Annotated in this window: 12 protein-coding genes; 3 read left to right on the top strand and 9 right to left on the bottom strand. The window is 41.0% G+C overall.

Features of this window, described 5'->3' with window-relative positions:
• Positions 1-5: 5 nt before the first annotated feature.
• The 6 genes from gatB to N6B01_RS07310 all read right to left on the bottom strand — a co-directional run bounded on the left by gatB (position 6) and on the right by N6B01_RS07310 (position 9087).
• Positions 6-1505: an Asp-tRNA(Asn)/Glu-tRNA(Gln) amidotransferase subunit GatB gene (gatB, locus tag N6B01_RS07335; RefSeq protein WP_262078121.1), complete on the bottom strand. Its 1500-nt coding sequence runs from the start codon at positions 1503-1505 to the stop codon at positions 6-8.
• 359 nt (positions 1506-1864) lie between these two features.
• Positions 1865-3058, bottom strand: coding sequence for a hypothetical protein (locus N6B01_RS07330; protein WP_262078120.1), 1194 nt, complete (start codon positions 3056-3058; stop codon positions 1865-1867).
• 358 nt (positions 3059-3416) lie between these two features.
• Entirely contained in the window at positions 3417-5525 is a 2109-nt protein-coding gene (gene recG, locus N6B01_RS07325; protein WP_262078119.1) for an ATP-dependent DNA helicase RecG, read from the bottom strand.
• 184 nt (positions 5526-5709) lie between these two features.
• Positions 5710-6987: a multidrug effflux MFS transporter gene (locus N6B01_RS07320; RefSeq protein ID WP_262078118.1), complete on the bottom strand. Its 1278-nt coding sequence runs from the start codon at positions 6985-6987 to the stop codon at positions 5710-5712.
• A 627-nt stretch (positions 6988-7614) separates the two neighbouring features.
• Positions 7615-8166: an RBBP9/YdeN family alpha/beta hydrolase gene (locus N6B01_RS07315; protein WP_182417050.1), complete on the bottom strand. Its 552-nt coding sequence runs from the start codon at positions 8164-8166 to the stop codon at positions 7615-7617.
• 114 nt (positions 8167-8280) lie between these two features.
• Positions 8281-9087, bottom strand: coding sequence for a TSUP family transporter (locus tag N6B01_RS07310; RefSeq protein WP_262078117.1), 807 nt, complete (start codon positions 9085-9087; stop codon positions 8281-8283).
• 283 nt (positions 9088-9370) lie between these two features.
• Between N6B01_RS07310 and N6B01_RS07305 the strand changes: the two genes are divergently transcribed.
• Together N6B01_RS07305 and N6B01_RS07300 are read left to right on the top strand one after the other, a co-directional pair.
• Positions 9371-9808, top strand: a complete 438-nt coding sequence (locus tag N6B01_RS07305; RefSeq protein ID WP_182417048.1) for a tellurite resistance TerB family protein — start codon at positions 9371-9373, stop codon at positions 9806-9808.
• 164 nt (positions 9809-9972) lie between these two features.
• Complete coding sequence (locus N6B01_RS07300) at positions 9973-10362, top strand: cobalamin biosynthesis protein (RefSeq protein ID WP_262078116.1); 390 nt, start codon at positions 9973-9975, stop codon at positions 10360-10362.
• 70 nt (positions 10363-10432) lie between these two features.
• Here N6B01_RS07300 and ruvX read toward each other — a convergent pair whose 3' ends face one another.
• Positions 10433-10897 (bottom strand): Holliday junction resolvase RuvX, encoded by a 465-nt coding sequence (gene ruvX, locus N6B01_RS07295; RefSeq protein WP_262078115.1) that lies wholly within the window; start codon positions 10895-10897, stop codon positions 10433-10435.
• Between the two features lie 282 nt (positions 10898-11179).
• Here ruvX and N6B01_RS07290 point away from each other — a divergent pair, with 282 nt between their 5' ends.
• Entirely contained in the window at positions 11180-11887 is a 708-nt protein-coding gene (locus N6B01_RS07290) for a metal-dependent hydrolase (protein WP_262078114.1), read from the top strand.
• 195 nt (positions 11888-12082) lie between these two features.
• On the opposite strand, the gene N6B01_RS07285 is transcribed toward N6B01_RS07290, so the two are convergent.
• Together N6B01_RS07285 and N6B01_RS07280 are read right to left on the bottom strand one after the other, a co-directional pair.
• Complete coding sequence (locus N6B01_RS07285) at positions 12083-12601, bottom strand: lytic transglycosylase domain-containing protein (protein ID WP_262078113.1); 519 nt, start codon at positions 12599-12601, stop codon at positions 12083-12085.
• 667 nt (positions 12602-13268) lie between these two features.
• Positions 13269-15461 (bottom strand): glutamine amidotransferase, encoded by a 2193-nt coding sequence (locus tag N6B01_RS07280; RefSeq protein WP_262078112.1) that lies wholly within the window; start codon positions 15459-15461, stop codon positions 13269-13271.
• Positions 15462-15466: the final 5 nt, after the last annotated feature.

Raw genomic sequence — 15466 nt, 5'->3', positions numbered from 1 at the left:
AATATTTATTCCAACCCTAGTTTAGCCTTAACAATGTCATTAACTGCTTGCGGATTTGCCTTGCCGCCTGTTGACTTCATCACTTGCCCAACAAACCAGCCAGCAAGTGTTGGCTTGGCTTTGGCTTGCTCCACCTTGTCAGGATTTGCAGCAATAACATCATCAACCGCCTTTTCAATGGCGCCGGTATCTGTTACCTGCTTTAGCCCGCGGCTTTCAACAACTTCTCGCGGATCACCGCCCTCAGCCCAGATGATTTCAAAAAGGTCTTTGGCAATTTTACCTGAAATAGTGCCTTCAACAATAAGCTCAATGATAGTGCCGAGCTGCAAGGGGCTAACAGGCGTTTCTTCAATTGAAAGACCAGCTTTATTTAAAGCACCAAGCAAGTCGTTAATCACCCAGTTTGCTGCAAGTTTGCCATCACGGCCTTTGGCGACTTCCTCAAAATAATCAGCAATGGCTTTTTCAGTAATGAGGATTGATGCATCATAGGCTGAAAGACCAAGAGATGAAATAAGACGGTCTTTTTTATCGTCAGGTAGCTCAGGCAAGTCTGCGGCTAGTTGATCGACCAATTCTTGGCTAAATTCCAGCGGCAAGAGATCAGGATCTGGGAAATAACGATAATCATGCGCTTCTTCTTTAGAGCGCATGGCGCGTGTTTCGCCCTTTGCCGCATCAAAAAGCCGTGTTTCTTGGTCAATTGTACCGCCATCTTCCAAAATTGCAATTTGGCGTCTTGCTTCATAATCAATGGCTTGGCCAACGAAGCGAATGGAATTAACATTTTTAATCTCGCAGCGTGTGCCAAATTCACCGCCTGGGCGACGAACCGAGACGTTAACATCGGCGCGCATGGAGCCTTCATCCATATTGCCATCACAAGTGCCTAAATAGCGAACAATAGTGCGCAATTTAGTGACATAGGCCTTGGCTTCATCAGCTGAGCGCATATCCGGTTTTGACACAATTTCCATCAAAGCAACGCCAGAACGGTTAAGGTCAATACAAGACATGGTTGGATGGTGATCATGAATTGATTTTCCAGCATCTTGCTCAAGATGCAGGCGCTCAATACCAATTTCAATATCTTCAAATTGTCCCTTATTATCAGGGCCGACTGAAATGATAATTGCACCTTCGCCAACGATGGGTTGTTTGAATTGCGAAATTTGGTAACCTTGCGGCAAATCTGGGTAAAAATAATTTTTACGATCAAAAACCGATTTTAGATTAATCTGCGCCTTTAGGCCAAGGCCAGTACGAATGGCTTGTTTTACACACTCAATATTAATAACTGGCAACATTCCTGGCATTGCTGCATCAACCAATGAAACATTTGCATTGGGCTCAGCGCCAAAAGAAGTTGAAGCGCCCGAAAATAATTTCGAGTTTGAGGTTACTTGGGCATGTACTTCCAAACCAATAATGACTTCCCAGTCACCAGTGGCACCAGAGATGAAACGTTTTGGTTCTGGAATTCTATTATCAATGATGGTCATTGCCAATCCATATATTCAAATCAATTCAAAGAAATTCTGAAGATATTGGCTACTGCAAATGAGCAAAAAAGGCAAGAGGAAGCATTGGTTTAACATAAAGTTCGCGCAAGTTTTTGATAAGTTTTGCAGTAATTTTAAAAAACGGTGCAAAATATAAATCATGTTAGATGAGGTTTTGACCATCGATCTTACAATTTTACTTTTCAAAAACTACTGGGATGGAATGAAGCCAGCTTGTGTTTTTTGTTATTATAGTTAAGCGTTGAATGCTAACTACACCACTTAAAAGCAGGCTATTGCCGTTTAAGGATGCTGTAAGCAACATCCTTAAACCGTTTAATTATGCAAAATATCAAACCTTAGTTGCGTGCCATTTCAGAAGATTGAAATGCGCGATGCATGGCCTGTGCGCCTTCCTTTTGCATATTTATGCGCATTTTTTCTTCTGTTGCTGCTAATAATTTAGCAACAGTATTATTGCGCTTGGCAACGGGATTGCGTTCATAGCCTTTACGCAAGAAAAAATTTGCTGTTGGCACAATTTCACGCAATTGTTGCGGCATGCTAATCATGTCATAGCCATTGCCATCACCAGTAAGGTTAAGCATTTCAAGTTCTGCGCCAGTTAATTGGCGCGTTACGCCCTTGGCGTGAAGAAAATGCATCGATGTGCGTAATTTATGGGTTTGCAATAGCGGCCCAACATCCTTGTCTAATGTCATAGCATGAATACCAAGGCCGGCTGGCGTTTTGGCAAGCTCTGCCTGCGCAGTCCATTGATGGGGTACGGTGCGCGCCCTTGCAGTCATTGCGCTAACAACATCTGCTTTACGCAATAAGCGTTGGCGATCTGCTCCTTGGGCCCTTTGCGCTTGGGCTTTAAGTTCGCGCACGATTTCAGGACCAAACTCATGCATAACGCTAACACTTGCGGTTGCAACGAGCTGATTATAACCAATAGCAGTGGAAATTGGTCGCGCATTGGCATTGCTTTTTAGCATGCCGGCTTGCAAGTCATGAGTACCATCGCCACCTGTTTCAAAAGCATAAAGCGCAACCAGTTGGTAGCGTGTTAGGCCAGCTTGCGAAGCTGCATTGGCATAAGCGCGCATGAATTCTTCTTCATTGCGTGGGCGGTCGGGGGTAAAACCATAGACAGATTTAGCCGCAGCAAGAAAATCACCTGTACCTGGAATTCTTGCACTTGGTTTTGCTGGGGTTATTTGCCCAGGCATTGCGGGTTTTGGTGGGCCATCATAGACTGGAGGCTGATTTAAAACATAATCATTTTGGGTGATGGCTTGACCATTACGGCGTTTTTCATTGCGCTGTTTACGCTTTGCTGAAACATCATCCCAATATTTTTCCGCCTTTTTGCTGTAAGCGGCATGGGCGACTGCCCAGCTGTTACTGGCTGGATTGGTTGGGCGATAGGCTGTAACGCTGGCTGTTGTCTCAATGGATGGTGCTGGGCGGTTTTGCGCAACGGTCGCATTAGGTGCTATATTGGCAGTATTGCTTTTAGGTGCAATGCCTTGCGATAAACCACTCATGGGATTTGAAAAACCACATGCTGTTATGGATAGTGATGCGGATGCTAACAAAAACGCCGTCAAAGCGGACTTGTTGAATTTGCCTGTAGCCTTGGTAAAAAAGCGAAATATCACTATGCTATCCTGTCATCGAGTTTAAAAGATTAATCAGCATAGCAATTTTAAATATTTTTGAAATAAAATATCTAATGCTTGGTTAGCCAATTATTAAAAATGCTCAACATTACCATAATTGGCAATGACGATTTTAATTAGTTTGTCATAGCAATTTTTAACAGAATATGAATTTTTGCCAAAACAAAGGTCATACACAGTTTTTTGTCAATTGAAGGCAGTAATTTGGGTCAACTTGCCGATTTTACCCTGCGCGTAACAGGCGTATTGCGTCATTACGCCTAAATAAATAGAGCAAAAGCCGTAAGGCTTGTCCTCTTGGCGAGGTAAGGTCTTGGTCTTTTTCAAGGATAAGACGCGCATCTTGGCGCGCCATTTCCAATAAATCAGCATGGCTTTCTAGATTGGCTAACTCAAAACCGGGAAGACCAGATTGTTTGGTTCCCAGCAATTCACCTTCACCGCGCAGCCTTAAATCTTCTTCAGCAATGCGAAAGCCGTCTTCCGTTTCACGCATAACATTGAGCCTTGCAGTTGCCGTCAGCGATAGTGGTGATTTATAAAGCAAAATGCAAGATGATTCCTTATTGCCGCGCCCAACACGGCCGCGCAATTGGTGCAATTGCGCAAGCCCGAAGCGCTCAGCATGTTCAATAATTATAATTGAAGCGTCGGGAACATCGACACCAACTTCAACAACAGTAGTGGCAACCAGCAAGCGAATGTCGCCACTTTTAAATTTGGCCATGGCTTCATCTTTTTCAGCATTAGCCATTTTGCCATGTACTAGGCCAATTTTGTCGCCAAAATATTTTTGCAAATTCAAAAAGCGATCAGTTGCAGAGGTGAGTTCCAGCACTTCCGATTCTTCAACCAAGGGGCAAATCCAATAGATCTTGTCACCTTTTTTTAATGCGGCATCAACCCGCTCCAATAATTTATCAAGCCGTTCCAATGGCAATGTGGCGGTTTGTATTGGTTTACGCCCCTTTGGCTTTTCACGCAGCTTTGACACATCCATATCGCCAAAAGCGGTTAACACCAAGGTGCGCGGAATGGGAGTGGCTGTCATCACCAGCATATCGGGGGCTTGGCCCTTAGCTGTGAGTTGCAAGCGTTGATGGACACCAAAGCGGTGCTGCTCATCAATAATTGCAAGGACAAGATTATGATAATCGACTTTTTCTTGAATAAGCGCGTGGGTACCAATGATAATTGCTGCTTCACCGCTGGCAATATCGTCCAAAATGGCTTGCCGTTCTTTGCCTTTTTCACGCCCTGTCAATAAAACTGCTTTAAGACCAATATTGGCAATCAAAGGTGCAATGGTTGCATAATGTTGGCGCGCCAATACCTCTGTTGGTGTCATTAAAGCCGATTGGCCATTATTTTCTGCCGCCTGCAACATAGCATAAAGGGCAACGATGGTTTTACCTGATCCAACATCGCCTTGTAATAAGCGTAGCATGCGCTCAGAAGAAGCAAGGTCCTTTGATATTTCTTCAATGGCTATTTTTTGCCCTTGGGTAAGTTCAAAGGGTAGGTAAGATTTTAATGCATTGATATATTTGCCAGTGGTTAAAAGTGGGGTGCCTGAAAGCCGTTTGGTTTTTGCGCGCACCAAGCCAAGCGCCAATTGTCCTGCTAAAAATTCATCATAGGCAAGCCTGCGGCGCGCTGGGCTTAAAAGTGCAATATCTTCAGGTGTTTTAGGTGTGTGGACTTGGCTTAAAGCATTTTGATAGCTTGGGAAGCTTTCGCGTTTAATAAGGTGTTCGTCCTGCCATTCGGGTAGGTTAGGGATATGGGGTAGGGCGTCTATAATAGCGCGAGATAAGGTTTTAGGTGAAAGGCCAGCTGTGAGCGGATAAACGGGTTCTACCAGTAACAGCTTTTCTTCTTCATCAGCGCTAATAATATGGTCGGGGTGCACCATTTGGGCGCGGCCATTAAAATGCTCCACCTTACCAGAAACAAGAACTTTCGATCCAACCGGCAGTAGGTTTTCAAGCCAAGCTTTTTGCCCACGGAAAAACACTAAGGCTATATCGCTGCTATCATCATGACAATAAACGCGATAGGGAATATTCTTTCTATTTGCTTCAGGCGGGTAGTGGGTGTCAACCACCAGCTCCAAGGTTACAATTTCATCCTGTTTGGCGCCAGCAATGAAAGGTCTATTGCGGCGGTCAATTATTGATGTTGGCATTAAATGAAGAATATCCACCAAACGTGGTTCACCAATATCATGGCTAAGGTCGAGCAATTTGCTTATTAAGGCACAAATCTTGGGGCCAACACCAGCAAGGCTGCGAATGGAAACAAAAAATGGATCAGTAATTGATGGACGCATTTAGCCAGCCTGAAGAGTGTAAATTAATTAGATTTCATTCATTTTCAATTGTTGTTTTAGTTGACTTTAACAATAAATCAAAAAAGCTATTATAGAATGTATTTGGTAAAATATAAAACGCCAAAAATCCATTATCAATATAGAAAATGCCCCGTTAAGGGCATTTTGTTTCGCTTAATATCCGCTATTTAATAGTTTTCATTTTCGCTTTGCTGGGATCTGCACTTACGGTTCTAAATAATTTGCCATCTTCAGCAATAAGAACGAGTATTAATGCTAAAATGCCAACAATGAAAAAGCCTGCGGCAATTGGGGTGATCGTGGCGTGGAAAAAATGGCTGATAAGTAAACCACCGCCAGCACCAATCAGCGTTTGCATAAAGCCAAAAACTGATGATGCGGTACCGGCAACTGCGCCTAAAGGTTCCATTGCTAGAGAGTTGAAATTGGCGCCAATTGCGCCAAATGCAAACATAATGACGGTAAATAACAGCATATAGGGAATAAAGGGCACATGGGTTGGGGTTAGCCATGCCCATAAAAATAATACAAATGAGGCTGCCACAAAAGCTAAAAGTAGAAAATGCGAAATACGGCGCATGCCAAAGCGGCCAACAAAGCGAGAATTTAAAAATGCAGCCAATGCTTGGAAAGTAGCAACGGCGGCAAATGCGGCTGGAAACCATTTACCTAAACCGTAAATTCCGTCATAAATTTGTTGTGCGGTATTAAGTGCGCCAAAAAGTGCACTTAAAATAACCGAAAAAGCCAAATTATAGCAAAATGAAATCTTATTAGATAAAACAGTTTTAAAGCCCTGAGTAATGGCGGAAAATGTTAATGGGCGGGGAGCAAAAAGCGTTTCTGGTAAACGCTTCCAAACCCATACCGCCATAATAATGCCGACTGCTGCCATGACAAAGAAAATGAGCTGCCATGGGCCAAGCATGAGAATACCTTGCCCTGTTGCTGGGGCAATAATTGGCACTACCATGAAAACCATCATCACAATGGACATAACTTCTGCCATTTGGCGGCCGCCATAAAGATCCCGAACCACTGAAACGCAAAGCACGCGCGTTGCTGCGGCACCAATGCCTTGTATGGCGCGCAAAATTAAAAGGCCGATAAAAGATGGCGCAAATGCACAGGCAAAAGAGGCAATTGCATAAAATATTAGACCGATAATTAACGGCACACGTCTGCCTAGACGGTCCGATAGTGGGCCGACAAATAATTGCGTAATACCAAAGCCGAGCAAATAGCAAAAAATAATATAATGATGCGCATTTTCCCCGACTACGCCAAGGCTTGCTTTAATGTCGTCAAAGGCGGGCAACATAATGTCAATGGCAACGGCGTTGGTCGCCATGAGAGCGGCAATAAGAATAATGAATTCTTTAACGCCAACACGTTGCTTTATTGCTGCGATATGCTGTTCTTGTGCCATATCTTGGGTCATAGTTTTGTCTTTAGTCTTTCAATAACGGGCCGTATTTATTCGGCATATGGTCGGTTTATTTTTAAATATTTATCAATGGTTTCGGTTGTTTATTTATACGCATTTTATTGGGTTATAAATCCATATAATTGGTGGCACCTGACTTTAATTTATTGGCATTTCAAAAAAACGAAGAATTATAGAAAAACAAATAAAATCAAAAAGTCAGGTTAAATGAGCGCATAGAAATGTTTAAAAACAGCATATCAACATTTAGGTGCTGACCATATTGCGCTGTTTTTTTTATATAAACATTTACTGAGCATTTTGCTTTTGTAATCTTACGGGCGCATTGCCCCAAAAATTGCGACCCAAAATTTGCCTAGCCATTTAAAGCCTGAAAACTGGTTATAGTATTATCTATAGGTTGAAAGGGATTGCAAAGCAATTCTAAAATCTGAGTTTGGCAAAAATATAAATCGATTTAAAGCTATAGGTTGCAAATGTGATATTATATAGATTATTTGCATAATATTTTGTTTTAAAAGGTTTTTAGCCTTAAACTACCACTTGCATTAAATCATTATATGTTTTGGGGAAAATAAGGCCCATAATCGCTAAAATGAGCCTTCTAATGCAATTTGTCGCTTAAGATAAATTACCTATAAATTGTGTAAATACCATAAGGCCTTCTGGCCAAGGGCCATGACCGGATTTGGTGTTAATGTGACCTGCTTCGCCAGCATCTAAAAATAGTGAACCCCAGTCTTCCCCTAGCTTCTCAGCCACTGAAAACTCGCAATATTCATCATTGCGGCTGGCAATTAGCACAGATGGAAAGGGTAGCTTTTCAGTCGGGTAGGGTCCGAACGTCATTAAATGCTTAGGCCGTATATTGGGGTTGGCAACATCGGGAGCAGCAACTAAAAAAGCGCCTTTTACGCGTTTGCCAAGTAAAGGTACTGCTTGCACAATGGTTGCAACGCCCAAAGAATGACCAACAAGCAAAACGGGACGTTCAGATTTTTCAACTTCTTCACGAAGTCGTGCAATCCATTCGCTGCGCACTGGTTTTGACCACGCGTCTTGTTCTACCCGACGCGCAGTCGTTAATTTGCGCTCCCAGCGTGATTGCCAATGGTTTTCATCAGACCCTTGGTATCCAGGTACCATTAATATATCTAATTGATTTGCTTTCATATTTTATATTGTTGCCCGTTTTTGCAACATCCTTTATCAAATAATCAAACTGAATTTTGTTAATATATAGCCATATAGTTGCCAAACAAAAGAAATTTAACCCTAATGGTCTTTTTATGATGGATTAAATACACTGCGGATGAAGTGATTAAGAGGATTATCTGGCTCTAGCATTAATTTTATTGCTAATATTGTACATATGATAACAAGAAGTGGTTTTATAAGTTTGGTGCCTATTTTCATGGTTAGCCTTGCGCCAATTTGCGCGCCAATAAATTGAGCCACCCCCATGACAAGACCAATTTTCCAATTAACTACACCAACTGCGGCAAAAGCTGCAAAACCACCAATATTAGATGAAAAATTAAGCAGCTTTGTATGGGCAGTTGCTTTTAGCATACCAAAACCTGCAAGAGATACAAAAGCCAGCATGAAAAAAGAACCGGTGCCTGGGCCAAAGACGCCATCATAAAAGCCGATTAAAGGCGGTATCGTCATGGTAAATAAAAACTGCCCCATGCGACGCGTGCGATCAACATCGCCTATATTGGGTTTTAGTGCAAAATAAAGGGCGACGCTTACCAGTAAAATTGGCAAAAAGGCAGTTAACACCTCTTTGGGAAGCTTGGTTGCTAACAATGCACCTAGTAATCCGCCTGCAAATGCTAATAATGCCTCCCATCCTTGACTTTTAAGATCAACATGGCCTGCACGCGCATAAGCAATGGTTGCGGATAGTGAGCCAAAGAGTGATTGCAATTTGTTGGTACCAAGCGCTGCAACTGGTGATCCGCCAAGCCCTAGATAAAGGGCAGGTACAGTAATTAGCCCGCCGCCGCCAGCAATAGAATCAATAATGCCAGCAATGAGAGCTGCTGCGATCAACATCAATGTTGTTGGATCAAGAAGAAAATCAATCATATCGTTCCTTTATATAGTATGATTTCAACATTCTTCTCATGATTGAAACCTTCAACCGTTTTGCACTATTTGATGATGCTCTGCAATTTCAAAATCGCAAAGGTCATTTTAATGTGATTGAGCAACTTAGTGCAGTAAATTGTTACGGAAAAAATTATTTTTTTCAACTAATTGAACTTTTTCAAAAAATATATGTTTATAAATGGGTTACCCAATTAAATAACAGTCATTTATCAGCTATGGTTCTTTAACTGCAAAATAGCTATTTACATCGGAGCGCTTGATGAGCGAAGGTTTCTTTCATAAAATTGCTAATTATTTCACTCGAAATAGTGTGGTAAGTAAAGTCGCAGGCGATCCAGCTATTGCAGCTGAGCTTCTTCTGCTGATCAAAATTATTTTTGCCGATGGTGAACGCGGCCACGCAGAAACCGAAGTTTTTGCACAAATTGCACAGCAACAATTTGATATTCCTGCCGATGCCCTGCCTGATGTAATCCGTTATTTGGGCGATTATGGATATGAAACAACCACCGCTCAAGCTGCAGCGTTGTTTAGTGATTTAGCACCTGAACGACGCATATCATTGGTGCGTAATTTGATGGCTGTTGCCTCAGCCGATAATTATATTGATGAGAATGAAGTTGCCTTTATTGAGCGCGTTAGCGCTATTTTGGGTATTAGCCCCCAAGAGGTCGATGAAATCTGGAAAAGCAATTAGGGTAAAAATCACCAGCTAGAGCGCATTTCGATCTGGTTAGATCAGATCGGCGCTCTAATTCATTGTTTAAACCGCGTTTTTTGTCTGAAAACCGCTTTATACTTTTCGTGAAAATGCTCTAATAGTAGCTTCATTGATTGATTATAAAGCTTTATGACATAGTGATGAATGATATAATTGAAAAAAAATATTGCTTAGGTGTTGGCGCCTCGTCCAAGGCTAATAATATTGATGCGGTAAAAGAATTGCAGGAAGTATTGGATGCACTTGAAATTCAATTCTCTTATATTGCCACATTAGACAAATTTGGCCATTCTGCATGGTTACCTTATCTAGAAAGGTATTTTGCAGTGCCAATTTTTCTTTTACCAATCAGTTCTTTACAAAAATATCAATCACATATTGAAAAACCTTCATGGAAGGTTTTTCAAAAAACCGGCTATTATGGTATTGCTGAAGCTTTAGCGCTTGCCGCATTTAATGGCAACGCCAAAATCATTGTTCCCAAAACCGTTTGCTGTGGTTTTACCTATGCTATTGCATGTGGTGATTAAGTTTGACAGCTATTTTATTTGTTTTGAAACCAGCATTCATAGGTTTCAAAAATATTAGATTTGGCATGCATTATAAATTTGCAAGTCGATCAAGAGCGCCTTGTAAGATAAAGCTTGCAGCCGCAGAATCAATGCGCTCAGATCGCTTGGCTCGTGACACATCCATATCAATTAAGCTGCGTTCTGCCGCAACTGTCGATAATCGTTCATCCCAATAAATAAAGGGTATATCGGTGAGTTTTTCCATGTTGCGCACAAAGGCACGCGTTGCCTGTACTCTTGGGCCACTAGAGCCGTCCATATTAAGCGGCAAGCCAATAACCATAATGCAAATATTTTCTTTTTCTAAAACGCTAAGTAAATCCTGCGCATCCTTGGTAAATTTACTGCGTTTTAAAACCGGACGCGGATTGGCAAAGCTTAAACCAATATCAGAAACCGCAAGGCCAATTGTTTTAGTGCCAAGATCAAGGCCAATAATGCTTTGACCATCAACAAGATATTGAGGGGCGTCTTCAATGGTAATCACCGTCATTACGGTTTCCTTATTCTAGGGAGAACTATATTACATACGTGGATTTTAAATTTTGAATAGACAAAATCAATTGGCTATCATTTGCATAAATTATAAAAATATTCAAATCGTTAGTGGGTAGTTAAGACGATATCATCGTGCTTTGACTTTTTAAAAAAAGCTATATTTAAATTGATTATAATTTAATTGTTATTTCTGTACCATTTGGCTTATCTTACTGCTTGATAAATAAAACAGCCGCTTGGCATGGTAACCAAAGATAGACCGATAGGAGAAATTTTTATGAAGATTATTTGGCTTGGACATGCGGCATTTCGCATTGAAGTAGGCTCTGCTATTATTTTGATTGATCCGTTTTTAACTGGAAATCCAAAAGCAGCTGCGCTTGATTTGGCAAAAATCACCGATGGCGTCACCCATATTGCTTTAACCCATGGCCATAGTGATCATGTTGGTGATACGGTTAGGATTGCTATTGAAAAAAATATACCTGTTACCGCCAATGCTGATTTGGGAGATTGGTTAAGCGCACAGGGTGTTGCCAAAATTTGTCCAGGCAATACCGGTGGTACGCAGCATCATGATGGTTATAGTGTTACCTTTGTCAACGCCCTTCATTCATCGGCTATGATGAATGAAAATGGCCAGTCTTTTTCACTTGGAAATCCTAATGGGTTGGTTTTCCATTTTGAAGATGCACCAACTCTATATCATATGGGCGACACTGATATTTTTTCTGATATGAAATTAATTGACGAATTACATGCGCCAGAAATTGGTATTGTACCAATTGGCGATTGTTTCACCATGGGCGGCGCAGTTGCGGCCCTTGCTTGTCAACGCTATTTAAATCTTAAAACTGCAATTCCTTGCCATTATGGCACTTTCCCATTGCTTGACCAAACGGCAGATAAATTTATTGCAGGCTTAGAAGGTTCAAACACCAAGGTTGTTGAAGCAATAGTTGGTGATGCTTTAGAGTTTCATTAGAGCGCATTTCAATCTGATTGGATCAAATCAGCGCTCTAATCCATTGTTTACTCCGCATTTTTGCCCGAAAACCGCTTCACACTTTTCGGAAAACGCTCTAATGTCGGCCTTAGCATATTCGTGTCATGCATCATTATGCATGACACGAATAAGTTCTGTCTTATATTGGTTTAATTGTAGTTGAAGATTAATAATTTAATTTAACGAGGCCAAATAAGATTTAACCTTGCTACAATAGCGGGCAGAAACTGGATTCATACGTTTGGCTGCATGGCCGGCATTATATTTTAAAATTGTATTGCACATATTGCCGCCACTTAATTGGTGGGCGAGGCCAAGATATTTCATTCCATATTCAATATTGGTTTGCGGGTCGTAAAGGGCCTTTGCAGAGCCACGATAACCAAGGCTGCGTGCGGTTGATAATTTAATTTGCATAAGACCAATTTCGCCGGCGCGTCCGCGAGCGTTTTTATTATAATTGCTTTCGGTTTTAACCACTGCATGCGCCATATCTACTGGCACATTATTGGCGGCTGCATGTCTTTTAATAATATCTTCATAAGGGCGACTTTCGTCGTTGATTTGCGCTTTGCTTTTATCAAGCTTTTGTGTGCGTTCAATTTTTTTATCAATTTTGGGGACAGCATTTGCGATTTGGAAGGAGGCCGCAAAAAAGGTAATTAATAAAGTTATAAAGCTTATTATTTTCATGTTTTCTGTAATCTTCTTGCTTATATTGCAAATTTTTAATAATTTGCTATTTTTAAGTGGAATTAAACAATGCACGCACAAAATTATTTCAAACTATATTGTAGTTTGAGTGTGTTGAACGCCTATGATGTAAATTGGTTCCGTGGGAATATCGAAAATTTCGATTCCCAAATATGCTCGCAAAAAATAATCAATAAAAAACCTATGCAAGTTGCATCAGTTAAGAATACGACAATTGCGGTTTTTTAATCTGTTCTTTGGGCAAAAAATTTTATTAGTTTAAGGTTTTCTGAATGGCGGTCTTTCATTTGTGTGAGCACTTGCTCAACCGGCTAATCATTTTTATTGCTTACTTTATGATAGATAAAATAAGCCAAAGAAGGACTACAAAGTGATTATATTAAGTTCATTTTATGATTATTACCAATATGAAACAAGTATAGTACTATTTAGTGCAAAATGACATCTTCAATATACCAACCTGTAAGACAGCAATAATGTTGATTCTATTGGCAAAAATTTAAGGTGAATGACTAGAAGATTTTAACTTTAAGCTTTTGAAAAATGTGCTCAATAAAAAACCTCTTCATTGCAATACCTGCAATGAAGAGGTTTTTTAGCTATAAGCCAAGGCTTTTAGGTTAATCAATCATGACTCTTAATAGAATTACCGACCCTCGCGATACCACATGCCGCTTATAATCAATAAACTGATTAGCAAGGCTAATAATCCAGTATAAAGTGGATAGCTTGCAACACTAATCAGCTTACTATCGCTACTTTCCCGCAAGTGAATGGTATTTTTAAGCGGCTTAGCATTATCTTTTAATATTTCGATGTTTGGTTTTGTTAAGTTCGCGTTTTTGGTATCTTTTAACCTTATTACCGCACCATTAGTAGCATCTGCAATTGGCTGTAAAAGATGGGGTGTTGAAATAAGATCGCCAAATTCGGGTGCATTAATCGGACCAACCAAGGCTAGTGTTTCAAACTCATCATTTTTTATATGAACAAGTCCAATTTCCTCGCTGCGATAATCGCCGGTAAATACGCCGTTACCTTTATTGCTATTACCTTGGTTTGTACCGCCTTGATTATCTTTGTCATTCTTAGTGCTATTATCAAGCTTTGCTTGCAAGGTTAGTTCTTGGGTTTTGCCCGACGGCAGGGTTATTTGCACTTTACCAATGTTATCTTTCATGCTTTGACGACGAATGTGAATATCATTGCCTTTACTGGTCGCAAAAAGTGCTTCTTCTTCAAGCTCTGGTTCTTTCATCAACCAGTGCGCTGTGCGTCGATAAAAGCTAGCATAAGGGCCGCCGCCTTCATAACCGCGCGCCCATAGCCAACCTTGGTCAGAAAGCAGCATAGCAACGCGCCCCTTATCTTCATGGGCAACAAGGAAAAGCGGCTTATCTTTAACGCCATTCATTAATATTTGCGCATTTTGGTTGGGTACAACATCTATTTGCCGTAACCAATGTCCCCATTTTGGTGGATTGATATTGCTGCCTTCAAGGCCACGGGTAATTGGATGCTTATGCCCAAGATCGGTAAGGCTTGGCAAAAAGGCTTCTTCCTCAATCATATCATTGGGAAGGGCTGGTAATATGCTAAATAAGGGTGTGCGGGCAAGTGAGTTCTCGCCAGTAAATTCTGGCCCAGTTGCCATAAGCAAGGCGCCACCTTGTTTTACATAATTGGCCAAATAATCATAATAAATGAGCGGCAATACGTCATAATGTTGATAGCGGTCAAAAATGACCAAATCAAAATCATTAATCTTTTCAACAAATAATTCCCTTGTTGGAAACTCAATCAAGGAAAGCTGGTTCATAGGTGTATTGTCTTGTTTTTCCGGTGGTCTTAAAATAGTAAAATGCACAAGATCAACACTGGTATCGCTTTTTAACAAATCGCGCCATGTGCGTAAGCCGTTATGTGGCTCGCCAGAAATCAGCAAAACTTTAAGATTTTCACGCACGCCATCAATCATAATCGCTGCGTGATTATTTATGCCGGTCACTTCATCGCTTGATGCAGGGGTGGATAATTCAATAATATTATTGCCGGCATGGGGCAGGGTGATAGAAAAGCTGGTTTCTTTGCCAATTTCAACGGTTTGTTTGGATAATGTTTCGCCATTCACAGTTATGGTGACATCTGCGGTTTTGGAGTGTCCTGCAATTTTTCCCGCATCATCCACTTGCATGGATAATTCCACCTCACGATTAGCAATGCCAAAACGCGGTGCTTTAATAAAGCGGATACGGCGATCATACTCTTCACTATTTCCTGTAATCAGCGCATTAATAGGTGCATGAATGTTCAATTGGTTATTGGCGCTATTATTAGCCTTACTATTGGATTGCGAGGTTGAAAGATCGGGAATATCATGCACCTGCCCATCGGTAATGAGTATCGCACCACCTTGGCGGGCAGGGGGAACATCGGCAAGGGCTTTTTCAAGTGGTCCAAAAAGCCGTGTGGCTGTGCCATCATCATTGGCTGATGGATTGCCAGCTTCAATAATGCGTGTTTCAAATTGCGAATATGTATTTAATACGGTTTTGATATTTTCAAGCGCATCTAAAGTTTCTTGCTCGCGCTTATCTATTTTTTGGCTTTGGCTTTTATCAACAATAATTGCCACCACCGCTTTGGTAGGTTCACGTTGCTCTTGTAAAAATACTGGATTCATTAAAGCAAGGCTAAATAAAGCCGCCATAATAATGCGCAAAAATGAACCGCGTTTGCGCGAAATAATGGTGATGATTACCACTAAAAAACTAATGGCAATTAATATATAAACGAGCATTATTGGCAGTAGTGGTTCAAATTCAATAGAATATTGCATTGTCT

Origin of the sequence: Bartonella sp. HY406, assembly GCF_025449315.1 — a bacterium.
Taxonomy (GTDB): Bacteria; Pseudomonadota; Alphaproteobacteria; order Rhizobiales; family Rhizobiaceae; genus HY038.
The sequence above is the reverse complement of the archived record's forward strand: the minus strand, read 5'-3'. Positions and strand labels throughout refer to the sequence as shown.

What these genes read in the sequence shown, in the direction of transcription:
- recG (WP_262078119.1), bottom strand. Translation starts at nt 5,525, where the DNA reads ATGCGTCCATCAATTACTGATCCATTTTTTGTTTCCATTCGCAGCCTT.
- ruvX (WP_262078115.1), bottom strand. Translation starts at nt 10,897, where the DNA reads ATGACGGTGATTACCATTGAAGACGCCCCTCAATATCTTGTTGATGGT.
- N6B01_RS07310 (WP_262078117.1), bottom strand. Translation starts at nt 9,087, where the DNA reads ATGATTGATTTTCTTCTTGATCCAACAACATTGATGTTGATCGCAGCA.
- N6B01_RS07320 (WP_262078118.1), bottom strand. Translation starts at nt 6,987, where the DNA reads ATGACCCAAGATATGGCACAAGAACAGCATATCGCAGCAATAAAGCAA.
- N6B01_RS07290 (WP_262078114.1), top strand. Translation starts at nt 11,180, where the DNA reads ATGAAGATTATTTGGCTTGGACATGCGGCATTTCGCATTGAAGTAGGC.
- N6B01_RS07330 (WP_262078120.1), bottom strand. Translation starts at nt 3,058, where the DNA reads ATGAGTGGTTTATCGCAAGGCATTGCACCTAAAAGCAATACTGCCAAT.
- N6B01_RS07280 (WP_262078112.1), bottom strand. Translation starts at nt 15,461, where the DNA reads ATGCAATATTCTATTGAATTTGAACCACTACTGCCAATAATGCTCGTT.
- N6B01_RS07285 (WP_262078113.1), bottom strand. Translation starts at nt 12,601, where the DNA reads ATGAAAATAATAAGCTTTATAACTTTATTAATTACCTTTTTTGCGGCC.
- N6B01_RS07305 (WP_182417048.1), top strand. Translation starts at nt 9,371, where the DNA reads ATGAGCGAAGGTTTCTTTCATAAAATTGCTAATTATTTCACTCGAAAT.
- gatB (WP_262078121.1), bottom strand. Translation starts at nt 1,505, where the DNA reads ATGACCATCATTGATAATAGAATTCCAGAACCAAAACGTTTCATCTCT.
- N6B01_RS07315 (WP_182417050.1), bottom strand. Translation starts at nt 8,166, where the DNA reads ATGAAAGCAAATCAATTAGATATATTAATGGTACCTGGATACCAAGGG.
- N6B01_RS07300 (WP_262078116.1), top strand. Translation starts at nt 9,973, where the DNA reads ATGAATGATATAATTGAAAAAAAATATTGCTTAGGTGTTGGCGCCTCG.